The 24,429-nt window shown below is 63.8% G+C and carries 19 protein-coding genes; 4 read left to right on the top strand and 15 right to left on the bottom strand.

Annotation, left to right across the window (positions count from 1 at the left end; translation table 11 throughout):
• Window positions 1-13: 13 nt before the first annotated feature.
• Window positions 14-967, bottom strand: coding sequence for an aldo/keto reductase (locus AC07UC_RS34300; RefSeq protein ID WP_494909173.1), 954 nt, complete (start codon window positions 965-967; stop codon window positions 14-16).
• A gap of 111 nt (window positions 968-1,078) precedes the next feature.
• Here AC07UC_RS34300 and AC07UC_RS34295 point away from each other — a divergent pair, with 111 nt between their 5' ends.
• The gene (locus AC07UC_RS34295; protein ID WP_494909172.1) at window positions 1,079-2,719 is read left to right on the top strand and encodes a GMC family oxidoreductase; all 1,641 of its coding nucleotides are present in this window, start codon (window positions 1,079-1,081) and stop codon (window positions 2,717-2,719) included.
• A gap of 14 nt (window positions 2,720-2,733) precedes the next feature.
• Here the strand turns inward: AC07UC_RS34295 and AC07UC_RS34290 are convergent, their stop codons facing one another.
• From AC07UC_RS34290 to AC07UC_RS34260, 7 genes are all read right to left on the bottom strand, one after another.
• Window positions 2,734-4,386 (bottom strand): ABC transporter ATP-binding protein, encoded by a 1,653-nt coding sequence (locus AC07UC_RS34290; protein ID WP_494909171.1) that lies wholly within the window; start codon window positions 4,384-4,386, stop codon window positions 2,734-2,736.
• On the bottom strand, window positions 4,376-5,245 hold the full coding sequence (locus AC07UC_RS34285) for an ABC transporter permease (protein WP_366140261.1): 870 nt from the start codon (window positions 5,243-5,245) through the stop codon (window positions 4,376-4,378). The genes AC07UC_RS34290 and AC07UC_RS34285 overlap by 11 nt, the downstream gene beginning before the upstream one ends.
• A gap of 11 nt (window positions 5,246-5,256) precedes the next feature.
• The gene (locus AC07UC_RS34280) at window positions 5,257-6,357 is read right to left on the bottom strand and encodes an ABC transporter permease (RefSeq protein WP_494909170.1); all 1,101 of its coding nucleotides are present in this window, start codon (window positions 6,355-6,357) and stop codon (window positions 5,257-5,259) included.
• A gap of 85 nt (window positions 6,358-6,442) precedes the next feature.
• The gene (locus tag AC07UC_RS34275; RefSeq protein WP_494909169.1) at window positions 6,443-8,032 is read right to left on the bottom strand and encodes an ABC transporter substrate-binding protein; all 1,590 of its coding nucleotides are present in this window, start codon (window positions 8,030-8,032) and stop codon (window positions 6,443-6,445) included.
• A gap of 142 nt (window positions 8,033-8,174) precedes the next feature.
• Window positions 8,175-9,725: a GMC family oxidoreductase gene (locus tag AC07UC_RS34270; RefSeq protein WP_494909168.1), complete on the bottom strand. Its 1,551-nt coding sequence runs from the start codon at window positions 9,723-9,725 to the stop codon at window positions 8,175-8,177.
• The gene (locus AC07UC_RS34265) at window positions 9,688-10,509 is read right to left on the bottom strand and encodes an SDR family NAD(P)-dependent oxidoreductase (RefSeq protein WP_494909167.1); all 822 of its coding nucleotides are present in this window, start codon (window positions 10,507-10,509) and stop codon (window positions 9,688-9,690) included. The genes AC07UC_RS34270 and AC07UC_RS34265 overlap by 38 nt, the downstream gene beginning before the upstream one ends.
• 43 nt (window positions 10,510-10,552) lie before the next feature.
• Entirely contained in the window at window positions 10,553-11,740 is a 1,188-nt protein-coding gene (locus tag AC07UC_RS34260; protein ID WP_494909166.1) for an aminomethyl transferase family protein, read from the bottom strand.
• A gap of 192 nt (window positions 11,741-11,932) precedes the next feature.
• Here AC07UC_RS34260 and AC07UC_RS34255 point away from each other — a divergent pair, with 192 nt between their 5' ends.
• Complete coding sequence (locus AC07UC_RS34255) at window positions 11,933-13,126, top strand: aminomethyl transferase family protein (protein ID WP_494909481.1); 1,194 nt, start codon at window positions 11,933-11,935, stop codon at window positions 13,124-13,126.
• Window positions 13,127-13,189: 63 nt separating this feature from the next.
• Here the strand turns inward: AC07UC_RS34255 and solA are convergent, their stop codons facing one another.
• From solA to AC07UC_RS34235, 4 genes are all read right to left on the bottom strand, one after another.
• On the bottom strand, window positions 13,190-14,380 hold the full coding sequence (solA, locus tag AC07UC_RS34250) for an N-methyl-L-tryptophan oxidase (protein WP_494909165.1): 1,191 nt from the start codon (window positions 14,378-14,380) through the stop codon (window positions 13,190-13,192).
• A 215-nt stretch (window positions 14,381-14,595) separates the two neighbouring features.
• Window positions 14,596-15,429: an IclR family transcriptional regulator gene (locus AC07UC_RS34245; protein ID WP_494909164.1), complete on the bottom strand. Its 834-nt coding sequence runs from the start codon at window positions 15,427-15,429 to the stop codon at window positions 14,596-14,598.
• Window positions 15,430-15,530: 101 nt separating this feature from the next.
• Entirely contained in the window at window positions 15,531-17,123 is a 1,593-nt protein-coding gene (locus tag AC07UC_RS34240) for a phytoene desaturase family protein (protein ID WP_494909163.1), read from the bottom strand.
• A gap of 13 nt (window positions 17,124-17,136) precedes the next feature.
• Window positions 17,137-17,955, bottom strand: a complete 819-nt coding sequence (locus AC07UC_RS34235) for an SDR family NAD(P)-dependent oxidoreductase (RefSeq protein WP_494909162.1) — start codon at window positions 17,953-17,955, stop codon at window positions 17,137-17,139.
• A gap of 181 nt (window positions 17,956-18,136) precedes the next feature.
• On the opposite strand from AC07UC_RS34235, the gene AC07UC_RS34230 reads away from it, so the two are divergent.
• Complete coding sequence (locus tag AC07UC_RS34230; RefSeq protein ID WP_494909161.1) at window positions 18,137-20,179, top strand: oxidoreductase; 2,043 nt, start codon at window positions 18,137-18,139, stop codon at window positions 20,177-20,179.
• Window positions 20,180-20,230: 51 nt separating this feature from the next.
• A complete protein-coding gene (gene megL / locus AC07UC_RS34225) occupies window positions 20,231-21,433 on the top strand; it encodes a methionine gamma-lyase (protein WP_494909160.1) in 1,203 nt (400 codons plus the stop codon).
• Between the two features lie 39 nt (window positions 21,434-21,472).
• Here the strand turns inward: megL and AC07UC_RS34220 are convergent, their stop codons facing one another.
• The 3 genes from AC07UC_RS34220 to AC07UC_RS34210 are packed head-to-tail and all read right to left on the bottom strand — an operon-like array spanning window position 21,473 to window position 24,418.
• Window positions 21,473-22,216 carry a VOC family protein gene (locus tag AC07UC_RS34220; RefSeq protein ID WP_494909159.1) on the bottom strand — a complete coding sequence of 248 codons (744 nt, stop codon included), beginning with the start codon at window positions 22,214-22,216 and terminating at the stop codon, window positions 21,473-21,475.
• Between the two features lie 16 nt (window positions 22,217-22,232).
• A complete protein-coding gene (locus AC07UC_RS34215; protein WP_494909158.1) occupies window positions 22,233-23,558 on the bottom strand; it encodes an NAD(P)/FAD-dependent oxidoreductase in 1,326 nt (441 codons plus the stop codon).
• Window positions 23,555-24,418, bottom strand: a complete 864-nt coding sequence (locus AC07UC_RS34210) for a sulfurtransferase (RefSeq protein ID WP_494909157.1) — start codon at window positions 24,416-24,418, stop codon at window positions 23,555-23,557. The genes AC07UC_RS34215 and AC07UC_RS34210 overlap by 4 nt, the downstream gene beginning before the upstream one ends.
• Window positions 24,419-24,429 lie beyond the last annotated feature (11 nt).

The raw sequence follows: 24,429 nt of genomic DNA, 5'->3' as shown, positions 1-24,429 counted from the left end.
CACTCGCTTCGCCTCATGCCTCGTGCGAGGCCTCATCCAACGCGGCGACCTGTTCGCACGTGAGGACCAGCGTCGCCGCGTCGAGCACGGCATCCATCTGCTCGGGCCGGCTGGCGCTGACGATGGCGGCGGCGACGGTCGGCCGCGCGATCAGCCAGGCCAGCGCGATCTGCGCGGGGGTGGCATTCTGCGCTTCGGCAACGGTATCGACGGCAGCCAGGATACGCCGGCCACGCTCGTTCAGATAGTTTATGGCGGTGCTGCCCCGCGGGCTCTGGCTGCTGCTGGCCAGGGCGCGATACTTGCCGGTGAGAAAGCCCTGGGCCAACGAACGATAGGTCAGGACGCCCAGGTCCCGGCTCTGGCAGATCGGGGCCAATTCCTTCTCGTATGCGGCGCGGTCGCAAAGATTGTAGAGCGTCTGGAAACTCTGGAACCGCGGCAGGCCCTTGGCCGCGCTCATTTCCAGCGCCGCCGTCAGCCGCGGCACTTCATAGTTCGAGGCGCCGATCACGCGGGCCTTGCCCGCCTCGATCAGACGGGCGAACGCCTCCAGCGTTTCGTCGAGCGGCGTTTCCGGGTCGTCTATATGGGCTTGGTAGAGATCGATATAGTCGGTCTGAAGCCGCTTAAGCGACGCCTCGACGCCGGCGATGATGTAGTCACACTTCAGCCCCTGCCGCTCGTCGCCGAAGCTTTCGCCGACCTTGGTGGCGATCTTGACGCGATCGCGCCCGCCGCGCGACTTCAGCCATTCGCCGATGATGGTCTCGGATTCGCCGCCCTTATTGCCGTCGGCCCAGAGATAATAGACGTCCGCCGTGTCGATGAGATCGAAGCCCCTCGCGACGAAGCGGTCCAATATGTCGAAGGCGGTGTCCTCGGAGACTGTCCAACCGAAGACGCTGGTGCCGAGCGCTATGGGCGCGGTCGTAAGATCGGATCTTCCGATACGTCTGTTGTTCATAGCCATTCCTCCGATCAAGTCACGCTGGCGGTGTTCTATTATTCCAATATAAGAAATATTGACACAATATATGAAACAAATCACGCTGCCAATCGCAACAGGACAGGACCGGTGCTGAACCCCTCCCGCAAACGCGACCTATACGACTACATTATTGTGGGCGGCGGCTCGGCCGGTGCCGTGGTGGCATCGCGCCTGTCCGAGGACGCAGATACAACCGTGCTGTTGATTGAGGCTGGCCCGGCCTGGCATGGTCCCACGGTCCGCATGCCGGCCGCGGCCTTTATCGCCATGTCGGGGCAACGCTATGCCCAGAGCCTGGCGACACTTCCGCAACCCGGCCTGGGCGGGCGCCAGGATGCCATCACCGTCGGTCGCACGCTGGGCGGCGGCTCGGCGGTGAATTCGCTGTGCTATCTCAGAGGCCATGCGCTGGATTTCGACCATTGGGAGACGATGGGAGCGCGCGGCTGGTCCTACGCCTCCGCCCTGCCCTATTTCCGCCGGAGCGAGACGCGCATGCCGGCGGGTGATCCTGTGTATCGCGGCGACGCGGGGCCGCTGCGGGTCACAAAGGCGCAGCCGCACGGCCCGTTCCAACACGCATTCCTGGAGGCAGGAGCAGGCCACGCCTCGGGCGTCACCGACGATCCGAACGGTTTTCGACAGGAGGGTATCTTCATCTGTGACCAGACGATCGGCGATGGTCTGCGGGTCAGCACGGACCGCGCCTATCTACGGCCAGTAATGAATCGACAGAACCTCACTGTGCTGACCGGGACGACAGCCACCGGCCTGATCGTCACAGGCGGAAAGGCCGAAGGTGTCCGAGCCCTGAGAAACGGCCGGCAAGTGACGTTCAGGGCGGGCAAGGAAGTCGTCCTCAGCGCCGGCGCGCTGCGCACGCCGCAGTTGCTGATGCTGTCGGGCATCGGACCGGCCGATCACCTGCACGAGGCGGGCATTGCTCCAGTGCTTGACCTGCCCGGCGTCGGCGCCAACCTGCAGGATCACGTGGCGACACGCCTGTCGTGGCGGGCCGCCCAGCCGCTCAGCCATTCGCTTTACGCAAGTGGGCACCGGCGGCTGACGGCAGGCGGACGCTGGCTGCTGCGGCGCGACGGCATTGCCGCGACGACCGGGCTGGAAACATGCGCGATGCTGCGCTCCTCGTATGCCGACGGCACGCCGGACCTGCAGATGTTCCTCTATCCAGCGTTGATCGAGAACAACCGGCCGGATCCGCGCATGCACGGCTTCGGCATAGGCATCAACCTGAACCGCAGCCGCAGCACGGGGCATCTGCGCCTTGCGTCGGCCGATCCGTTGGCTGCGCCGTTGATCGATCCCCGCTATCTGTCCAACGCTATGGACCTCGCCATTCTCGCTGATGGCATCGACATCGCGCGCGATATCGTCGAGGACACGGCCTTCCGTAACCTGCGCGGCAGGCCCATGCAGGACCACCGCGCAATCCTGGCCGATCGCCAGGCCTGGCTGCGCCAGACTGTATCCGGCAACTGGCACCCGGCCGGCACCTGCCGCATGGGCGACGGCGACGGCTGTGTCGCCACCCCGGACGGCAGGGTCCACGGCATCGGCGGCTTGCGCGTCATCGATGCCTCACTGATGCCCGCGATCACGAACGCCAATCTGAACGCTCCCGTCATCATGATGGCGGAGCGGATCTGCGACATGATCCGGGGACGCCCGCTGCTTGCGCCCGAAGCGGCGCCATTCCACAGGGCTTGACGCCTAGGGGCGGCTCAGTTCGCCGCGGCGATACCGCCGCCGCGCCGCTCAGCCAGCAGCCGCGTCAGCCAGTCGGGATCCATTTCCGGAACGGACGAGAGCAGCAGGTTGGTGTAGTCCTGCTGCGGGGTTTCCAGGACCTGCGCGCGCGAACCTTGTTCTACCAGCTTGCCGCCGTTCATCACCACAACCTGATCGGCGATGGCCCGCACGGTCGCGATATCATGGGTGATGAAGACGTAGGTGATGCCCAGTTCCTGCTGCAGCGTGTCGAGCAGCTTCAGGATTTCCGTCTGCACCAGTTGATCGAGGGCCGACGTGACCTCATCGCTGATCACCAGGCTGGGCTTGGCGGCCAGGGCGCGCGCGATGCAGACGCGCTGCTTCTGCCCGCCTGAAAGCTCGCCCGGCAGACGGTCGAGGAACTGCGGCCCCATTTCGATCATGTCGAGCAGTTCGACCACGTGGCGATCCCGCTCCTCGCCCCGCAGGCCAAGATAGAATTCCAGCGGACGGCCGATGATCTCCTCAACCGTGTGGCGCGGATTGAGAGCCGTGTCGGGCGACTGGTAGATCATCTGGATCTTGCGCAGCAGATCACGTGAGCGGCTGCGGAACCCGGAGGGCAGCACCTGTCCCTCGAACACCATCTTGCCTGACCAGACCGGAACCATCCCGGAGATCACCTGGGCGAGCGTCGACTTGCCCGAGCCCGACTCTCCGACGATGGCCAGCGTGCGGCCACGCTGCACCTTCAGCGAGACATCATCCAGCACCTTGACGGATTTTCCATAGCCGCTCGACAGGCCCTCGATAGAGAGATGGATATCCGTCTCCGGGCGCTCGGCCTGCGACATGGCCCGCACCGACCACAGCGACCGGGTATATTCCGTCTCGGGCTCCGCCAGCATCTTGCGTGTCGGCGCTTCCTCGACCGCGACACCTTGGCGCAGCACCATGATGCGATCCGCCATCTGCGCGACGACGGCTAGGTCGTGCGAGATATAGATGGCGGCGGTGTTGAACTCGCGCACCACCTCGCGCATCGAGGCCAGCACCTCGACCTGGGTCGTTACGTCGAGAGCGGTTGTCGGCTCGTCGAAGATGATCAGGTCGGGGCGGCATTCCATCGCCATCGCCGTCATGGCGCGCTGCAGCTGGCCGCCCGACACCTGATGCGGGAACCGGAAACCGATTTCGGCCGCGCGCGGCAGGCGCAGCTTGCCGAACATCTCCACCGCCCGCGCCGCCGCCAGCCGACGGCCGAGCAGGCCATGGTGAACGGCAGTCTCGATGGTCTGGTCGAGCAGACGATGGCTGGGATTGAACGACGCGGCGGCGCTTTGCGCCACATAGGCGATGCGCGAGCCGCGCATGAGCCGGAGCTCCTCTTCCGGGAGGCTCAGCATGTCCTTGCCGTCGAAGGCGACGCTACCGCCGGTGATGCGGCAGCCGGGCTTGGCATATCCCATCGCCACAAGGCCCAGGGTTGACTTGCCGGCGCCTGATTCACCGATGAGACCAAGGATCTCGCCGCGCTCCAGACGAAGGTCGACGCCCTTCACGATCGGATGCCAGCGATCGTCGGAAAAGCCGTCGACCTTGAGGCCGGATATCTGCAGGAGCGGCGCGCCCTTCTGGCGGAGCTCGGATTTGCTAGCGTTCATCCCGAAGCCCGCTCGTACGATAGAGATACCAGTCGATCACGAAGTTGATGGCGATCGTCAGCAGCGCGATCGCTGCCGCCGGCAGCAGCGGCGTGATGTTGCCGTAGGAGATGAGAGCCGCGTTCTCGCGCACCATCGACCCCCAATCGGCGGTGGGCGGCTGGATGCCGACACCGAGGAAGGACAGCGCCGCGATGGACAGGAACACGAAACAGAACCGCAGGCCGAATTCCACGATCAGCGGCGCCATGATGTTGGGCAGTATCTCGCGACGGATCAGCCAGACGGCGCTCTCGCCACGGACGCGGGCAATCTGGATGAAGTCCATCACCACGACATTGCCGGCCGCGGCCCGTGCCAAGCGGAACACCCGCGTCGCGTCGAGAGCGGCGAGCGTCACGATCAGGTTGGGGATCGAGGAACCGAAAGCCGACAGGAACAGCAAGGCGAAGATGACGCTGGGGATCGACATGAAGACGTCGACGATGCGCGAGCAGAGCTGGTCGAGCCAGCCGCCATAGAGCGCCGCGACAATGCCGAGCGTGCCACCGAGGAGGAAGGCCAGGCAAGTGGTGATCACGGCGATGCCCACCGTGTTGCGCGCGCCATAGATCAGTCGCGACAGGACATCGCGGCCGAGCTGGTCGGTACCGAGCAGGAAATGCCCGCCCCAGGCCATATAGGGTTGCCCGGCGACGGTGGCCTCGTTGTACGGGGCGATCTGCGGCGCGAACAGCGCGAGGATCGCGTAGGCAAGGATCACCAGCACGCCGAACCAGGCGGTGAAACGCGCATGGCGCATTTCCTTCAGCAGGCGGCTGAACCAGGAGCGGCGGCGGCGCGTGACCGCCGGAGTCATGTCTGGAGAACTCATCGCGAATACATCAGCCGTGGATTGGTCACGATCGCGATGACATCGGCAACAAGGTTCAGCACGATGTAGGTCGCCGCGAAGATCAGCCCGCAGGCCTGCACGACTGGCATGTCGCGAGAGCGGACCGCGTCGACCATGAGCTGGCCGATCCCCGGATAGACGAAGACGACCTCGACGACGACGACGCCGACGATCAGGTAGGCGAGATTGAAGGCGACGACGGTCGCGATCGGCGCCCAGGCATTGGGCAGCGCGTGCTTGAAGACGATCCACGCCGACGAAAGGCCCTTCAACCGGCCCATCTCGATATAGGGGCTGGCCAGCACGTTGATCAGGACGGCTCGGGTCATGCGCATCATATGCGCGATGATGACCAGCGTCAGGGTGAGCGAGGGCAGCAGCAGCTTCCATATACGCTCTCCGATCGTAGTGCTCTCGTTGATGGCCGCAAGCGTGGGGAGCTTGGGCATCAGCGACAGGACCGAGCCTATGCCGGAGCTGAGCCAGACCGGCAAAAGCTGGCCGAGCTGCGTCATGGCGAACATGTCCTTCGAGATCACCAGATAGCACAGGATGTAGGCGATGAAGAATTCGGGCACGGAGATCGCCATCAGTGTCAGCCCGTTCACGGCGCGGTCGAAGAACGAGCCGCGGTAGAGCGCCGTAAGGGCGCCGAGCAGGATCGCCAGCGGCACGGCGATGATGGCCGTCATCGCCGCCAGGAAGAAGGTGTTGTAGAGCCGAGGCCCGATGATGTCGTTGACCGCACGCAACGCGCCCGGTCGACTGGTCAGCGAATTGCCGAAATCGCCATGGACGGCACCCGCCATCCAGCTCAGGTAGCGCTCGATCGGCGGGCGGTCGAAGCCGAGCATCTGGCGGTAGGCTTCCACCGTTTCCGGAGAAGCCGAACGCCCCAGGATCGACTGGGCGAAATCGCCAGGCAGAGCTTCGATCGACAGATAGATGACGATCGAGACCATGAACAGCGTCACCAGTCCAAGCCCGAGCCGTTGCAAAACGGTGCCTAGCAGGGGCACGATGGCCCGCTGCCTCCCCGGACCCGTCCGACCGGGAACTTCGGCGACATCAGTCATTATGTGATCCCGACCATGGCCTTGATGGAAGGCCGCATCCTGAGCGGCATGATCGCCTCAGGATGCGGCTGACGTGGCCGAGCCGTCAATCCTCGATCCACCAGCGGGAGATGAACTGCCAGCCGTCCAGCTCCCAGGCCTTGGAGATGCTCTCCGCGTGCTTGACGCGTGACCGATAGGCCCAGATGTTGTTGGGTAGGATCGGCGCGATCAGGCCGCCTTCATCATGGACGATGCGCTGCATCTCGCCATACATCTCACGACGCTTGGCCTCGTCGAGCTCGGCGCGAGCCGACAGGAGCAGGCTTTCGAACCTCGGGTTGTTGAAGCGGGTGTCGTTCCACGCCGCGCCCGCCTTGAACGCCACCGAGAACATCAGGTCTTCGGTCGGCCGGCCGCCCCAGTCCGTGGCAATGAAGGGCTTCTTCAGCCACACATTCGACCAGTAGCTGTCCGCCGGTTCGTTGATGACGGTCAGGTTGATGCCGATCGGCTTGAGGTTCGACTGATAGAGAAGCGAGCAGTCCACCGCCGACGCATAGGCGGCCGACGAAGCCGAGAGATCGACGTTCAACGACGTCAGGCCCGCCTTCTTGAGGTGATGGGCTGCCCGGTCGGGATCGTATGTGATCTGCGGAATTTCCGGATCGTAGAAGCGATAGGCCGGCGTTATCGGATGGTCGTTGCCTATCTTTCCATGCCCGGCAAGCGCGACGTTCAAGGCGGCCTCACGGTCGATGCCGTATTTGAGCGCCATCCTCACGTCGTTGTTGTCGAAGGGCGCGGTGTCGCAGAACATCGTGAAACCGTGGAAACGGAAGCCCGCCATCTCCTCGACCTTGACGCCGGGAGCGCCCTGCAGCATCGCCAAGGTGCGGATTTCCGGACGATCGATGATGTCGACGTCGCCGGTGAGCAGCGCATTCTGCCGCGCCGTGGCATCCGTGATGATCAGCACCTCGGCCGAAGCGAGGTGGCCGATATCCGGGTTCCAGTAGTTGTCGGCCTTCTTGAAAAGCGCGCGTACGCCGGGCTCGAACTCAGCCAGTTGGTAGGGACCCGCCCTGCTTCCATCGTTCTGCCAGTCGATCGTGCCGTCGTCCTTGGCCTTGCAGATCGCCAGCTGGTAGTCGGTCAGGATGTAGGGGAAGTCGGCGTCGCCGCTCTCGAGATCGAAGACTACGGTCTTGTCGCCGTCAGCGGTGATGTTCTTGACGTTCGCGACGACCGACTTGGAGTTGGAGGTCGTCTTGTCGCCACGATGATGGTTAATCGAGGCGATGACATCCTTGGCGGTGACCGCCGAACCGTCGTGGAACTGCGCCGAACGCAGCTTGAAGACCCACTTGCGGGCCTGGTCCGAACCCTCCCACGATTCCGCGATGTCGCCCTGCAGCTTGTTGTCGCTGCCGACGACCGTCAATTTTGCATGGCAGGTGTAGGACAGCATGATGGAGAAGCCGTGGGCATAGGTGCCCGGCTCGACCGAGTCCGTGGTCTGGCCGAACGAGCAGCCCACCTTCACATTGCCGCCCTTCACAGCGGCCTTGGCCTTGCCCGCCAGGGAGAACGAACCCGCCGCCAGGGCCAGGCCGAAGGCACCGGCAGTCTTGATCAAACCGCGGCGGTTTATCGAGCCGATGACACCGGCGTCTTTGTTGTCTGAAGCATGCATCGTAACTTCCCCTAACACTTGTTTCTTTTTCTAGTTCGCAGCCACTTCGCTAAGTTTGTTCCACTTGTTGAACCAATATCCCTACATATGAGACAGTCGGCAAGGCAAATTTTTGTCAACTCTGCCGGCAAATGGAGCATTTTCAGCTCTTTTCCCTCGCGATTAGTTCAGCTGCCCGATGGCCGACCATCATGCAGGCGGCCGCCGTATTGACGCTGACCATGGTTGGCATGATCGAAGCATCCGCGAGGCGCAGACCACCCATGCCGACAACCCGTAGTCGGGGGTCGACTACGCTCAGCGGGTCGTCGGCAGCCCCCATGCGGCAGGTGCCGCCCGGGTGGTAGCCGGTGGTAGCGGTTTCCCGGATATAGCCTGCGAGTTCGTCGTCCGAAGCGAGCTTTGCACCCGGCGCGAGCTCGTCACCCAGCCAGCCGCTCAAGGCGGGCATATCGAAAAGCCGCCGCGCAAAACGGATGCCTTCCGCCATGACCCGCAGGTCGTATCCGTCGGGATCGGTAAAATAGCCTGCGTCGATAAGCGGAGCCTCGTTGAGATCGGCCGAACGCAAGCGCACGGATCCCTCACTGCGGGCCCGGTTGACCGTCATATAGGCGGTGAACCCGGCGGGAGCCGATGGAAAGCCCGCAGGCGCGGTCTGCTGTTCGAACAGTTCCGGCCCCAACTGGATCTCGATATCGGGCCAGGCGGCCCGTTCATTTTCGACGCGCGCGAAAAGCACGCCGGAATAGTTCCACAATTCATCCCTGGTGATGGCCTTGCGCGAGGCGACATTCACGCAGGCCGCGGGATGATCCAGAAGATGCGCGCCGACCTGGGAGAGCGCATGGCGTGGCGAGATGCCAAGTCGCGCCAGTTCATCCGCCGGACCGATGCCGGAAAGCATGAGGATGCGGGGGGTGTCCAGCGCGCCACAAGACAAAATGACCTCGCGTCGAGCGCTGAAGGCGCCGCGGGGGGTCATGACGCCGGTCACCTGACGCTCGGCACCGAAGATCAATCCGCTGACCGGCGTATCGGTAAAGATCGCCAGATTGTCCGGCAGCGCCGAGCGCGGGCTGAGAAACACCTGTGCAGTGGATTCGCGCGCGATGCCGCGCTTGCTCATCCGGTAAGAACCCCAGCCCGCGTCGAAATCGGCGGCGAAATCGACCGACGGAAAGCCCATTTCCCGCGTGGCCGCCGCCAGGGCATCGTGCGGAAGACCTTTAGGCTGCACGGTTTCGATGTTGATCCGCTGCTCGAGCGCCTCGAAATGCGGACGCACGGCTTCCAGGTCCCAGCCGGCCGCGCCGGCATCGACCCAGGCCTGGAAGTCGCTGGCCGGCGGGCGAAACCATATGCAGGTATTCTGCGAGGTCGACCCGCCCAGCATGCGGGCGACCGGATAGAGGAAGCGGCCATTCCCGACGGGCGGCTGGAGGATCGGCAGCAGCCGCGCGAGCCCGCTTTCCTTGACTTCCCTGAACCGACGGAAATCCCTCACCTCTTCGCGCGCGACCGCGTCGGGGCCTGCTTCCAGCAGCGCCACCCGTCCGGTCGTGAGTTCCGCGAGCCGGCGCGCGGCGATCGCCCCGGCCGCGCCGCCACCAACGACGATATGGTCGAACTCCATGTTCATTCCCGATACGTCCTCAGGACTTGCCGCGATGCTTGCCTTGCCGCCGCTCATGATAGAAACGCGTAGGCTGGCTGGTGCGGGCGGTCAGGCCTCCGTCGACCACAAGCGACGCACCGGTAACGAAGGATGACTGGTCCGAGGCGAGGAACAGGATTGCCTCGGCGAGTTCGGACGCCTTGCCGATCCGGCCGAGCGCGCAGGATTCATTGTATTCGCGCTGCTCCTCCTCGGTGATCGTCGCCAGCATCCGTTCCGATGCCACCGGACCCGGGCAGATCGCATTGACGCGGATGCTGTAGCCGCCCTCTTCCCAGGCGAGCGACTGCGTCAGCGAGATGATCGCAGCCTTGGCGGCGTTGTAGGGCGCCCATTCCGGATCGCCGCGCAGGCCCGATATCGACGACATGGTGACGATGCTGCCGCCGCCATGCTCGCGCATTGCGGGAATGACGGCCTGGCAGGCGACCAGCGTGCTACGCAGGTTGAGCGTGTACAGGCGATCCCAGACGGCCAGGTCGATGTCGGCGGTCAAACCCGAGGCGCTGCCGCCGGCGATGTTGATCAGGCTGTCGACCCGGCCCCCGGTGCGTTCCAGCACCGTTGCGATGGCACCGCGCAGTTCGCTCTCGTTCATCACGTCGGCACGAAGCGCCTCGACGGGCGCACCATCCTTCGACAGGTCCCGCGCGAGGTCCCTCGCCGCATCCTCCTTGACGTCGAGAATGAAGACGCGCGCGCCTTCCGACGCGAGCTGGATGGAACAGGCGCGACCCATGCCGTCGGCGCCGCCGGAGACGATCACCACCTTATTCTTGAAACGCTGGCTTGCGGGCATCACGGCTCCTCATGAAATACGTCCGGACGAAAATACGTCCGGCTCAAACCTTGGACAGCTTCCGCTTCGGATCAAGGAACGGCATGGCCACTACTTCGGCCGGGATCTTCTGTCCCTGCGAAACGACCTCGACCTTCTGCCCCAGGCCCGTGGCCTTGACGGCCAGCAGGGCGATCGCCAGGGGCACCTGCAGGGTCGGCGAGACGATGCCGCTGGTAACCTCGCCGACGGACACTCCGTCAACCAGTACGGCGTCGCCCTTGAGCGGCGATTGCTGGCCGGCAAGGTGCAGTCCCGCCAGCTTGCTGGCCGGGTTCCGCGCCTCCTGCGTCACCAGCGCGTCGCGGCCGTGGAAGAAGCCCTTGTTCATGTTCAGCATCCAGCCGAGGCCGACCTGGTGCGGCGTATGATGCCAATCGAAATCCGTGCTGAAATCGATCAGTCCCGCCTCGACCCGACGCAGGTCCATGACGCCGCTGCCGCACAGGGCGCCGCCGGCGGCGGCGCATTTCTCCCAGATGCCGCCGAAGACACCCTCGCCCTTCTCCTGATCGACGATGATCTCGAAGCCAAGCTCGGCGGTGTATCCGGTCCGCGTGACCACGCAGGGCACACCGCAGACCTCCGTTTCGACGGAATGATAGAAAGGCAGGCCGCTAATGTCCGATCCGCAGACGCTCTGCAATATGTCGCGCGACCGCGGTCCCTGAATGCTCGCCAGCGCCTTCCGGTCCAGCAGGCTGCGCACGGTCACGTTGCGGCCCAGCGAATTCGCGTACAGCCACTGCTCGGAGTAGCCGAGGCCGCCGATCCACCAGAAGCGCTCGGCGCTGAAGCGCACTATGACCGCGTCCTCGACGATGCCGCCATAGTCGTAGCACATGATGCCGTACAGGCACTGGCCATCGACCGCCTTGCACAGGTCGCGCGTCACCATCTCGTTCATGAAGCCCAGGGCGTCGGGACCGGCGATCTCGATGATCTCCTCGCCGGTCACGTCGAAGAGACCGGCGACCTTGCGCATCTGCCAGTATTCGCCGATGAGGTCCTCGATGAAGAAGGGTTTGAGGAATGTGTTGTGAACCTTAAGGAGGGCGCCCTTGGAGCCGATAACGCTGTGAAACGCCGTCTGCTTTATGCCTTTTCGAAACTTGAGGTCGCCCGCGGCATAAGGCGGCACGCCGACAGTCGTCTTGAAGGAATATTCCTTGATGGCCGAATTTCCCAGCATTCACGACGCTCCAGTTTGTCGCAAAATTTCCAAATAGTGAAACTGTATTGTAAATCTTGACACCAATTTGGTTCGGATGCAAGCCTTCGTCCCGTGGAAGTGCCGGCGTTCGGCGCGAAGAGCCAAGCGAAGCATGAGCCGCGGCAACCCGCCTGGCGGCACTGAGCGAATGGAGAAACTGAAGTGCAATCTATGAAAAGCCGGCAGGACGAGCGTTTCGTCCGAACAGAGTTCGCGAGCGTCATCGGGACTCCGCCCTATGCCGCGGCGCCGATCCGCTCGCGCAGCGGCCTTAAGCGCACCGCCTTCTTTCCGACGATCAGTGCCATCGCCACGGACTTCAAGCTGCACAACACCTATCTCAAGCCCGATTACTTCACCGATCCGGTTGAAGAATACTGGGCCATCCGGCGCACGGCCGGCCTGCTCGACGTGACCGGGGAGGAGATCATCGAAGTGAAAGGCCCCGACGCAGAGGCCCTGCTCGACGACATCATGCCGCGCGACGTCCGCAAGATGAAGGAAGGGCATTGCTACTATTCGGTGCTCCTGCATGACCATGGCGGGATCGTCGAGGACGGCATCCTGGTGCGCTTCAACAGGGAGCTGTTCTGGTGGATCGGCGGCCCCGGCAACTCCGAGGAATGCCTTTATGCCAACGGCGTCGCCCGCAACGTCTCGATCGAGAGCTTCAACGACCGTATCCACGTCGCCAGCCTGCAGGGACCCAAGTCGCGCAAGATCCTGCAACAGGTCTGCGACGCCGACCTGACGCCGGTACCGTTTTACGGCATGATCCAGGCCAAGGTCTGCGGCGTGCCGGTCACCATTACCCGCACCGGCTACACCGCCGAACTGGGCTATGACATCTATGTCGATGTTGCCCATGGGGCCGCCTTCTTTGCCGATCTCTGGAGCACCGTGCAGAAAGCCGGAGGCGCGCTTTGCGGCAGCAAGTCGCTCGGCATCCGCCGCATCGAGGCTGCAATCCTGAACTTTGGCCAGGACTTCGACTGGCAGCACACCCCCGTCGAGATCGGCCTCGGCTGGATGGTCTCGGAGACCAAGGCCCCGTTCAAGTCGCAGAAAGCCCTGATGGCCGCCAAGGCGCATCCCTACAAGCAGAAGCTTGCCGGTCTTCGCTTCGATGGCAGGGAGATTCCGCTGATCGGCGACAGGATCGTCGTGGATGGCAAGGAGCGCGGCGTCATCACCTCGGCCACCGGCTCGCCCGCGCTGGATTGCCCGCTGGCGATCGGTTGGTTGGACATTGAGGCGGCCGTTCCCGGAACGACCGTGACCGTGGCCTTCGGTGACCGATCGGCAACAGCGACCGTGGTCGAGATGCCGTTCCTCGATCCGGAACGCAAGCTCTCCAAAGGTTGAACACCAATGACGATGAAGGGGCCGCACATACGGCCCCTTCATCGATCCGGAATTCTCTTTTCCTTAGCCTTCAGCCGGGTGGTCGCCGAAGCCGTTGATCTCGAAAGGCCTGCCGTCCGGCTGCAAGCCCGGCCGGTCGAACCGGAAGAGAGAGATGTCATGCTCGGTCCTTCCCTTCAGCACCAGATCGCCCAGCGTCCTGCCGATGACCGAGGCGAACTTGAAGGCGTGGGTCGCGCCGATGGCGCAGACGACGTCCGGATGCCCCGGCACCTTGTCCAGCAAGAAGTCAACGTCGGGCGTATGCGTCAGCAGGCACGTCTTGGTGTAGAGCACGGGGCCATGCGCCCGGGGAATGTGATTGGCGACGAAATCGCTCACCTCCTTCTCGTTGCGGGCGTCCGGGTCGAAACTTCGGTTGTCGGGATCGACCGGCGCGAACCGATCCTTGGCCACCTTGACACCCTCCGCCCCGTAGACGGGAAAGCCGTAGAAATTGTCGAGGATCATCCAGATCCAGACCGGGAAACGATCCGGCCGGAACTCGTCCAGATGCGGGCTGTTGAAATAGGTGACCTGCTCATGCGTGACCTGCAGGGGCAGCAGGAAGCCGAAATGCTTCAGCACCTGGTTGCTCCATGGTCCGGCGGCGATGACGATTTTCTCGCCCTCGAATTCGCGACCGCCAGCGACTACGCGGTAGCCGCCATTGATCTGCCGGATCGACGTCACCGGCATATTATCGAGCAGCGTGGCGCCGTTGCGCCGCGCCAGGCGCCGATGCGCCTCGTTGGCCTTGATGGCGCCTACCAGCCCGCCATCGGGCTGGTAGATGCCATGGATGTCGTCGGAGAAACGAAACTGCGGAAAGCGCTTTGCCATCTCGACGGCATCCAGGCGCTCGAAGGGAACACCGCATGCCGCCATGCTGCGATTGTAGTCATCCTCGACCAGGGTGGTCTTTTCGGGCCAGAAATTGAGCTCACCCGTCTTGACGACAACCTGCTCGCCGGCATCGTCCTCCATTTCGGCCCATGTCCGGTAGGAGGCCTGGGCGAAACGGACATATTGTTCGTTGTGATAGGTGAGACGGATGATGCGCGAATGGTCCTGGGATTCGCCCCTGACATGGCCGAGCTCAAACTGCTCGAGTCCCAGAACCTCGGTGCCCGCCCGGCGTGACAGCCAGTAGGCGGCAGCGCTGCCGAGGCCGCCAAGCCCGATGACGATGTGGGTGAAGCTGTTTTTAGACAAAGCTGTTACCGCTCTAATTTCTGTATATCAGCACTCTATCCTATTATTCGAAATATTCAATCCGTGCGCGTCTGGCACAAAAAAGCCGCCGAGAAATCGGCGGCTCATGTTCGGGATGATTGCCCCTGATGCATGTCGCCGAAAAGGGCGCAGCGGTTCTGGGACAACGACAAGCACCAAGACAAAGACTTAGAAGCGCGTCGTCTGAATCCGTTTCAGCGCGACGCGCTTTGGGCGCGGGCGAGCTTCGCCTTCGCCGGTTTCCGGGTCTTGCGCCCCGCCTTCGGCTCCCTGTCGACAGCCGGAATCCCGAAGCCCAGCGCATCCTGGATGGAATCCGCCGTTCTGATGAGCGCGGAGATGAACTTGTTGACGTCGTTTTGGCGAACTCGTTCTTCTGGGCCGGCCACGCCGATTGCTGCCACGACCCGCCCGGATGGGCTCCTGATCGCCCTGCCGAACCCGAGCACGCCTTCACGCCATTCGCCGCAGGTCTCGGAATAACCCTGCTCCCGGATATCGGCGAGTTGCCGGCGCAACGCATCGGTCGACGCCACGGTCTGGGGGGTGAAACGCTGAATGGTTTCGCCGACGGCCCGCACCACCTCGTCGGGGGCATAGGCCAGCATGGCCTTACCCGTGGCCGAGCAGTAGGCTGGCGAACGGTCGCCGATGTTCACATAGGTGCGCACCGCATGGATACTGTCGACCTTGTCGATATAGAGCGTCTGGTTGTTGTCCAGGATAGAGAGATGGACCGTTTCTCCGGTCTCCCCTGCGAAGGCGCGCATATAGTCGATTGCCACGCTGCGTATATCGACCTGCGAGAACACCCGCTGTCCCATCTCCCAAAGCCGGAGAGTAAGCTCGTAATTGCGCGAATCCTGCGACCGCTTCACGTAGCCACAGGCTTCGAGAGTGCCAAGAAGCCGGTGGGCGTTGCTTTTGCTGATCCCGCATTGGATGGCTATTTCGGTCAAGGACCGCGAGCCGTTTCCTTGAACCAGGTTCTCAAGAACCTTAAGGCCTTTGACGACAGTGGTTTCCATTTCTCACACTGATCTCTTCGACATATGGAATACTGCTTAAACGACACGCGGCGTTTTTCCAATATGTGAAACGATATAGGCGTGAAGAACCGAAATTTCCGTCAGAGGGACCGTTGAACCACCCGTGCGGCGTTGAAACCGGGAACACCTGTCACCCCACCGCCCGGATGCGCCGAGGCTCCGCACAGGAAGAGGCCCTGAACGGGCGTCGTATAGTCGGCATATCCCCGCACGGGTCGGCGGAAGAACAGCTGGTCGAAGGTGAGATCGCCGTGATGCGGGCTCCCACCCGGGAGACGGAAGATTTCCTCATAGTCGATCGGCAGCATGATCTGGCGATGATGCCAGTGGCGGTCGAAGCCCGGCGCATATAAGGCGATCGTGTCCATGACTCGCTCGAACAGCTGTTCGCGGGCCGCGGAACTCTGGTCGCTGCCGGCACCGGCGGGAAAATGGCCGCCATAGATGCTGATGATGTGCTTGCCCTCTGGCGCGAGCATCTTGTCTGCGAGTGTCGGGGTCTGCACCGTCATGTAGGGGCGCTCGGATATCCGGCCGCTGCGCATATCGGCATAGGCCTTCTCGACATATGAGAGGCTGGGGGCGAGCGTCACCTGAACGGGATAGCCGTGGCCATAACCGGCTTCCTTCAGTCCGGCGAACGGTATCGGCCGGTCTACAGCCAAGTGGATCTTGAAGTTGGTGACTGTGCCGTGGATCCCCGTCACGGCGCGCCGGAAATCTTCCGGCGCGGCAGATTGCGGCACAAGGTCGGCAAAGAGGTGCTGCAAAGAGGCATTGGAGACCACCGCGCTTGCGCGGACCACCTCGCCGCCGACTATCCGCACACCAACCGCGCGGCCATTTTCCACAATGACCTCCTCGACTTCGGCGCCGGTCCGGGTCTTGAGACCGAACCTGGCGCCGGAAGCCGCTATGGCCGCGGGGATCGTGCCCATGCCGCCGCGCGACAGGCCGGTGCCGCCGGCGGGGTTGTCGCCGTCGCGCATGTGGTTGCGCAAAAGCAGATAGGCGGTGCCGGGCGTATGGATCGACGTTGACTGTCCCGCCGCACCGGCCGGATAGTAGCCGACAATGATCCGGACCGCCTCGCTGTCGAACCAGCGCGCCACATAATCGTGCACGCTCATGGAGACGAGGTCCATCAGGTCGTGGAAAGCGCGCAGCACATCCCTGTTGCGCCAGCCGAGGCCGGCCAGACGCAACAGATTACGCACACTGGTGTCGCTGGGATCAACCGGAACCTGCCAGAGCAAGCGCCGGAAAATCGGCGCCATCCGAGCCAGATGCGCCTGGAACTTCGGATAGGCCTCAGCGTCCCGCTTGGAAAAACGAGCGAACTCCGCACAAAGTCGCTCCTGCTCCTTCCACAGGACAACAGGGCCGGCACCTTCGACGAGGTGCACGCCCGGCGGCACCGGGACAGGCTCATACCCGAACTTCTGCAGCTCGAGATCAAGGACGATCTTCGGCTGCATCAGGCTCAGCATATGGGCCGCGGTGTTGACCTTGTAGCCCGGCCAGATTTCCTCTGTAGCCGAAGCGCCACCGAGGATATCCCGGCGCTCGAGCACCAGCACTTTCTTGCCGGCCTTGGCCAGATAGGCGCCGCAGACCAAACCATTGTGACCGCCGCCGATGATGACGGCGTCGTAGTTCCCTGTAGCGACCATCGTCCTGCCCCGCTCAGCCACCCCGGACCAATCCGTGATTGCGATCGAAGTCCGTGGGTTGCCAGCCGCGCGCGGTCAGTCCTCCGTCCACCACCAATGTTGCCCCCGTAATGAATGATGCATCGTCCGATGCCAGGAAAAGAATCGCCGCTGCCTGCTCATCAGGCGTACTGAGCCGATCCAAGGCGATCGCCGATGCGAACTCCCGCATCCTTTCCGGCGTAAGGAAATTGCGCAGTCGTTCCGACGCGGTCGTGCCCGGACATATCGCATTGGCGCGGATGCCATTGCGTCCCTCTTCCCAAGCGAGCGCCTTCGTCAGCGCGATAACGCCGGCTTTGGCCGAATTGTAAGCCGACCAGCCAGGATCGGCGGCAATGCCTGAGATCGAGGCCATGTTGACGATCGCGCCTCGACCCGCCTGCCGCATGACCGGCAGCACCTTCTGGCACGCCTGCACCGTCGAGCGAACGTTGAGACGGTAGACCCTGTCGAACTGATCCAGTGCAATGTCGGAGATGTAGGCATGATAGCTTCCACCCGCGACATTGATCAGCACGTCGACTGAACCCAGATGCGCGATCGCCTTGTCGAGCGCATCGTCGAATTGCGCCTCGTCCATGACGTCGCCCGGGAAAGCGACCACATCATGTCCCTCGCCACGCAGGCGCGCTGCAAGGGCCTCCCCCATGTCCGCTTTCACATCGGTGATGACGATTCGTGCGCCTTCTGCCACCAGCCGGCGCACGCAAGCGGCGCCCATGCCGTCGGCACCGCCTGACACGATGGCGGACCGGCCCGAGAACCTTTCGGGGTGGGGAGCGCATGTCATCACGCGTCACCCGCCGCCACGGCTCCGCAAGCCTCGGGCACACAACGGGATCCAACTTCGCGGAGTAACTGATTTGTTCTGTATGTTGAAAACATATCATGTATATTGACACTTTTTAAGGACGGGCGCTAGATGGTTTCTGGAAATCTTCCTCGGATCCGAGAGTCGTCGGCAATAAAGTATGCAGAACGATCCGCTTCTCCGCCCCTACCGCATCAAGCATCTGGAACTGCGGAACCGGATTGTCTCGACTGCCCATGAACCTGCCTACGGCGAAGACGGCATGCCCAAGGACCGCTACCGGCTCTATCATGTGGAGCGCGCCAAGGGCGGCATCGGCTTGACCATGACGGCGGGATCGGGCGTCGTCTCCCGCGATTCGCCTGCCGCGTTCGGAAACCTGCTCCTGTGGCGTGACGACATCGTCGGCTGGATGCGCCGCCTGGCCGACGAGTGCCATGACCACGGCGCGGCGGTCATGATCCAGATCACCCATCTCGGCCGCCGGACAGGTTGGGATCACTCCGACTGGCTTCCCATCCTGGCACCATCGCCGCGCCGTGAACCGGCACATCGCGCGGCGCCCAAGATCATGGAGCACTGGGACATCGACCGGATCGTCGCCGATTATGCGTCCGCAGCGCAACGGATGCAGGCAGCCGGTCTCGACGGTATCGAGATCGAGGCCTACGGCCATTTGCTGGACAGCTTCTGGTCGCCTGCGACCAACCAGCGCGAGGACGCGTTCGGCGGATCTCTGGACAACCGGCTGAGCTTTACCTGGACGGTGTTGAAGGCCATTCGCGCGGCGGTTGGCGCAGACTTTATCGTTGGCATACGCATGGTCTGCGACGAAGACTGGTCGAAGGGCATCTCGACAGAGGAAGGGCTTGAAATCGCGCGGCGCATCGCGGCCTCCGGACTGGTCGATTTCCTCAACGTCATCCGCGGCCATGTCGACACGCAAGCCGCCACGGTCAAGGTGATTCCGGTGCACGGGATGGCGACAGCCCCGCATCTCGATTTCTCGGCCGGCATCCGCACGGCAACCGGCATGCCCGTGCTGCATGCCGCGGGTATCTCGGACGTGGCCACGGCGCGGCACGCGATCGAGTCCGGCAAGCTCGACCTCGTCGGCATGACCCGGGCGCATCTCGCCGACCCCCATATCGCCCGCAAGATCATGGAAGGCCGCGAAGACGACATCCGGCCCTGCGTCCGCGCGACCTATTGCATCGACCGGGGCTATGTCGGCGCGGAAGCACTCTGCATCCACAATCCCGCCACCGGGCGTGAAGCCACGTTCAAGCATGAGATCGCCCGCGACGTCGACAAGGCCCGCAAGGTGGTGGTGATCGGGGCCGGCCCGGCCGGTCTCGAAGCGGCGCGAGTCGCAGCGGAGCGCGGTCATCGGGTAACGCTTTTCGAGGCTCAGGGCGCGGCGGGCGGACAGCTTCGGCTGGCCACGGCCCATGCGCGGCGACGCGAGCTCATCGGCATCGTGGATTGGCGCATGGCGCGGCTTGAACGCCACGGCGCGCAAATCCTATTCAACACCTACGCGGAAGTCGAGGACGTCCTGCGGCAACAGCCGGACGACGTCATTGTCGCCACGGGCGGCGTGCCCAACTTCGATTGCATCGAAAGCGGCTCGGACCTGGCCCATTCCTCGTGGGATGTGCTTGGGCGATCGGTAGCGCCAGCGGGCGATGTCCTGATTTTCGACGACCATGGCGGACACCAGGCGCTGCAAGCGGCCGAGATCATCGCGGAGTCCGGCGCGCGGGTGGAGATCATGACCCCGCAACGCATACTCGGACCCGACGTCGGCAGCCTCACGCACGTCCCCTATTTCCGCAGCTTCCAGCGCAACGGCGTGAGCGTGACAACCTCTCGCCGCCTATTGTCCATCGCACGTGCGAACAACCGCCTTCTGGCGATCATCGGATCGGACTATGGCGATGACATTGTCGACGAGCGCCTGGTGGACATGGTCATCATAGAGAACGGGACTGCCCCGGCGGACGACCTCTACCACGCGCTTCGACACCTTTCCTCCAATCTGGGGGAAGTCGACTATGGGGCGCTGATCAAACAGCGCCCGCAGACAATCGTCCAGAATCCGGCCGGAACGTTCCGCCTCTTCCGAATTGGCGACGCGGTCTCGTCGCGCGACTGCCATGCCGCCATTTACGATGGGCTGCGCTTTGCCAACACCCTATAACCTTGACGGCCGCCAATCGAAGGGCGGCCGCGTAGCCTTCAGGAGTGCATGATGACAAATATTTCCAAGACCAACCGCCATATGGGTTTCTCGACCCGCGCAATCCATCTCGGCTACGACCCTGCAAGTGAAAAAGGCGCCCTGAACCCGCCCATCTACATGACGTCGACCTACGCGTTCGAGACCGCGGAAGCCGGATCGGAAATGTTCCGTGGTGAGCGCCCGGGCTACATCTACGGCCGCACGCGCAATCCCACACAGGCCATCCTGGAAGAGCGCATCGCCAGCTTGGAAGGCGCCGAGACGGCAATCGCTCTCGCCTCGGGCATGGCTGCGACATCCAGCACAATGCTGTCCCTGCTCGATGCCGGGGACGAGATCGTCATCGACAGCACGCTCTACGGCAACACCTTCGCCTATTTCACGCAGGCCCTCCCCCGCTGGGGCATCGTCGTTCGGCTGGCCGACTTCACCCGGCCTGAGACGCTGGCGGCCCAGATCAGCGAGCGCACCAAGCTGGTGTTCTTCGAAACGCCGGCCAATCCCAATCTCCGCGTCGTCGACATTGGCAGAATTGCCGAGATCGCTCACGGCTTCGGCGCCAAGGTCGTGGTCGACAACACCTTTGCCACGCCTGCCTTGCAGCGGCCCCTCTCGCTCGGCGCGGATATCGTCGTGCATTCGGCCACGAAATATATCGGCGGGCATGGCGACGTGCTGGCGGGCCTGGTGGTCGGCCCGGCGGAGACGCTGACCAAGATCCGGCAGATCGGCCTGCGCTGGGTCACCGGCGCGACCCTCTCGCCGATGAACTGCTTCCTCCTGCTGCGCGGGTTGAAGACGCTGGAACTGCGCATGGAGCGCCACTCCAGCTCGGCTCTCACGGTCGCCCGCATGCTGGAGACCCACGGACGCGTCGCCACCATATCCTATCCAGGACTGGAGAGCTTTGCCGGCCATGAACTGGCCAAGCGCCAGATGTCGGGTTTCGGCGGCCTCATCTCGTTCGAGCTGGACGGCGGAATGGCGCAGGGCATGGCGCTGATGAACAAGCTGTCAGTGATCACCCGCGCCGTCAGTCTCGGCGACTGCGAAACCTTGATCCAGCACCCGGCTTCCATGACCCACGCCGTCTACAGCCCGGAGGACCGGCAGAAGCACGGCATATCGGACGGGTTGCTGCGCCTCTCCATCGGCCTGGAAACGGTCGACGACATCGTAGAGGACCTGCAGCAGGCGCTGGATCTGCTGTGACCTTGCCGCGCTCGCGGCCTGATCGCGCCGCCGGCGCGGTCAGGCCGGCTGTGGCAGCACGCTGAGCCCGAGAGCCCGCATTCCTGCCGCTGCTTCGAAGCCTTCGGCGGCAGACAGCACGACGCCCTCGATCCGCGCCGGCCCCTCGACCATGTCTATCCACTGGCCGGGCGCGAAAGCGTAGCGCAGTGCATCTCCCTTCTGGACCGGCTCGCCGAACATCGGCCGGTAGTGATTGGCGGCGTCCGCGATATCCGGTGTCGACACCACCACGCCCAGCGTTCCGGTGACGCCGTTTGGATGCATCGTCCTTCCCGACGGGATGCGCAGGTGGCGCCCGACCTCGTCCTGCAGGACGAAGGGCAAGGCAACATGCCCCACACCCACCCCGGGCAGGCCGAGCGAAACCTTCCACGGACGCCCATCGACCAAGCGCCGCTCATGCGTGAGCGGACCGTTGATCGGGAATCCGGCTGCGGACTGGCGGCCGATCACCTCGTCTAGGCGATCGGTAACCAGCGTGAAATCCGCCCAGCCGGCCCTGCCATCCATATGGCGGGCCAGGCGATGCCGGGCCCGGGCCTCGGCGTCGCGTATGGTCAGGATCTCGACGTAAGAGCCATCGGCGAGACAGATCAGCCTTTGACGAGCGGCAGCAGTCTCCCGATCCTCGTCGTGGCGATCCGTAATCAGGAAGCCCGCATCCTCGAAGGCAGCGCAGGTTTCATCCAGCAAGGCCGGGTCCGGGACATAAAAGATCGTATGGTCGTAGCCGAGGAACATGGATCACTGCTTCCTGTCAGACGCCGAAACGGGAAGGCGCGAACGGTGTCGGGTCTACGACCGGCGCGGCGCCGGTGGCGAAATCCGCCGCCAGCCTGCCGCCGCCCGGGCCTATGCCGAAACCGTGGCCCGAAAACCCGGATGCGAGAACAAGCCCAGGGGCGGACCGCAATGGGCCGATGGCCGGTATGGAGTCCGGGGTGACGTCAATGAAACCGCCCCACGATCTGGTGACGCTGCCCGCGGCAAAGAACGGGAACTCCGCACGGGCGGCTTCTCTCGCCAGGGATAGGACGCGCTCCACCGGCACCGGATCGGCAATGCGCACGGCCTCGAATGGGGATGCCCGATCCAGCTCCCATTTTCGCGGCAGCATGGCTTCGGTCAGGAAGCGCCGTCCAACCCGAAAGCGCAATTCGCGGATGCTTCGGCGCAGCAGCGGCAGGTAGTTGCCGGCCAGGCGGAAACTGTCCGGCACGACGTCTACATAGGTCGCATTCGCACGTGACAGTATGTAGTCGCCGGCAAGGCGTCTGCGCCAGCCGAAACGCCGTGCCGCTACCGAGACATCAGGGCCTTCGGGCAGGGTCGAGGTCACCGAGACCGAGCCGAGGACCTTGAGCTGCGGGAAATCCATTCCAAGGCTGCGCAAGAACAGGCGGGACCATATCCCGCCGGCAACGATGGCGACCGACGTGCGGATGGCGCCACGCTCGGTCACCACGGCGCTCAGCCGGCCCGCCGCCGTCTCGATGCCCCGCACCGCGCAGTTGGTGAAGATGCCGGCGCCAAGCCGGCGCGCATCCTCCGCGATCGCCGGCGCGGCAAGTTCGGGCTCTGCGCATCCGTCGCTCGCTGTATAAAGCGCGCCTGTGGCATCGCCGCTGTTGCCGGGCAGAAGCGCATCCAGCTCGCGGCGCGACAGCATCCGGCTGTCCAGCCCTGCTCCGCTGACCTGCCGCAGCCATTTCGCCTGCTCGCCCTCGTTGTCGGGATAGGTGAAATAGGCAATACCCGTGGTGCGGAACCCGGTGGCAAGCGCGCCGAAGACCTTCGGATCGCGCCAGTCGCGCATGGCCTCGATCATCAGCGGTATTTCGGCGGGATCGCGGGTCGTGTTGCGGCACCAGCCCCAGTTGCGGCCGGATTGCTCGCCGCCGATGATGCCTTTTTCGCACAGGACGACCTTCAAGCCGCGCTGCGCGAGATGCCAGGCCGCGCAGACACCCACGAGGCCGCCACCAATCACGACGGCATCGGCCTCGCCCGGCAGCACGCCGCCGTCCTCGACGGACCGCATGCGCAATGCCGGCGTGCCTGTGGTCATGCCGGCAATGTTCATTTCGGCGACGCGTGCACCAGCTTGGGCGTGTCAGGACGCTGGCCCCATTCGTGCCAGGACCCGTCATAGAGCAGCCAGTCCTTGTTGCCGAGCCGCTCGACCATGAAGCCCAGGATCGCCGCGGTTACGCCGGATCCGCAGGTCGTGATGATCGGACCGTTCACGTCGACCTGCGCCTCGGCGAAGATTTCCGCCGCCTTCTCAGGCGAAACGAAGACGAAGTTGTTGGCTGAATCGAAGAAACGACCCCAGTGCAGATTGACCGCGCCGGGCATCGCCCCCGACGCGACCCCCGGATAACCGGAACCTTCAGCACCCTGGAAGCGTGCCGGCGTTCGGGCATCGACGATGGCGGCGCCGCCCTGCTCGACCACGGTGCGCACCTGCTCGAGCGTTGCGACACGACCGGGTACCGGACGGGCTACGAATTCGCGCAGCGTTGCGACCGATGCCTCTCCGGTCTCGACGGCGCGGCCCTCGGCCTTCCACTTCCGCCAGCCGCCGTTCAGGATGCGTATCTTGCCATGTCCGAAGATGCGGAACATCCACCAGAGCCGAGCGGACACGTAGCCGGCGTCATAGATGACGACGTCGGTATCGTTGCCGATACCGAGCGCGCCGACCACACGGGCAAACAGCGCCGCATCGGGAAGCATGTTCACATAGGGTGAATCCGGATCCGAGATCTGCTCGAGGTCGACGAAGCGCGCGCCCGGTATGTGACCGGCGCGAAAATCGTCGACGGCATGCTTGCCGGCGTCGGGAAGATACCATGAGCAGTCCAGGACGACGCGGTCGGCGTCACCCTCCGTTTTCAGGAGCAGCGCGAGTTCCTCGGTTTCGATCAGCCAATCAGCCATGCATCCTCCTT

It is taken from the genome of Mesorhizobium sp. GW821-FHT04C10 (assembly GCF_059420305.1).
The sequence above is the reverse complement of the archived record's forward strand: the minus strand, read 5'-3'. Positions and strand labels throughout refer to the sequence as shown.

What these genes read in the sequence shown, in the direction of transcription:
- AC07UC_RS34285 (WP_366140261.1), bottom strand. Translation starts at nt 5,245, where the DNA reads ATGACTCCGGCGGTCACGCGCCGCCGCCGCTCCTGGTTCAGCCGCCTG.
- AC07UC_RS34235 (WP_494909162.1), bottom strand. Translation starts at nt 17,955, where the DNA reads ATGACATGCGCTCCCCACCCCGAAAGGTTCTCGGGCCGGTCCGCCATC.
- megL (WP_494909160.1), top strand. Translation starts at nt 20,231, where the DNA reads ATGACAAATATTTCCAAGACCAACCGCCATATGGGTTTCTCGACCCGC.
- AC07UC_RS34260 (WP_494909166.1), bottom strand. Translation starts at nt 11,740, where the DNA reads ATGCTGGGAAATTCGGCCATCAAGGAATATTCCTTCAAGACGACTGTC.
- AC07UC_RS34230 (WP_494909161.1), top strand. Translation starts at nt 18,137, where the DNA reads ATGCAGAACGATCCGCTTCTCCGCCCCTACCGCATCAAGCATCTGGAA.
- AC07UC_RS34240 (WP_494909163.1), bottom strand. Translation starts at nt 17,123, where the DNA reads ATGGTCGCTACAGGGAACTACGACGCCGTCATCATCGGCGGCGGTCAC.
- AC07UC_RS34220 (WP_494909159.1), bottom strand. Translation starts at nt 22,216, where the DNA reads ATGTTCCTCGGCTACGACCATACGATCTTTTATGTCCCGGACCCGGCC.
- AC07UC_RS34300 (WP_494909173.1), bottom strand. Translation starts at nt 967, where the DNA reads ATGAACAACAGACGTATCGGAAGATCCGATCTTACGACCGCGCCCATA.
- AC07UC_RS34255 (WP_494909481.1), top strand. Translation starts at nt 11,933, where the DNA reads ATGAAAAGCCGGCAGGACGAGCGTTTCGTCCGAACAGAGTTCGCGAGC.
- AC07UC_RS34210 (WP_494909157.1), bottom strand. Translation starts at nt 24,418, where the DNA reads ATGGCTGATTGGCTGATCGAAACCGAGGAACTCGCGCTGCTCCTGAAA.
- AC07UC_RS34280 (WP_494909170.1), bottom strand. Translation starts at nt 6,357, where the DNA reads ATGACTGATGTCGCCGAAGTTCCCGGTCGGACGGGTCCGGGGAGGCAG.
- AC07UC_RS34270 (WP_494909168.1), bottom strand. Translation starts at nt 9,725, where the DNA reads ATGAGCGGCGGCAAGGCAAGCATCGCGGCAAGTCCTGAGGACGTATCG.
- AC07UC_RS34290 (WP_494909171.1), bottom strand. Translation starts at nt 4,386, where the DNA reads ATGAACGCTAGCAAATCCGAGCTCCGCCAGAAGGGCGCGCCGCTCCTG.
- AC07UC_RS34275 (WP_494909169.1), bottom strand. Translation starts at nt 8,032, where the DNA reads ATGCATGCTTCAGACAACAAAGACGCCGGTGTCATCGGCTCGATAAAC.
- AC07UC_RS34215 (WP_494909158.1), bottom strand. Translation starts at nt 23,558, where the DNA reads ATGAACATTGCCGGCATGACCACAGGCACGCCGGCATTGCGCATGCGG.
- AC07UC_RS34265 (WP_494909167.1), bottom strand. Translation starts at nt 10,509, where the DNA reads ATGCCCGCAAGCCAGCGTTTCAAGAATAAGGTGGTGATCGTCTCCGGC.
- AC07UC_RS34245 (WP_494909164.1), bottom strand. Translation starts at nt 15,429, where the DNA reads ATGGAAACCACTGTCGTCAAAGGCCTTAAGGTTCTTGAGAACCTGGTT.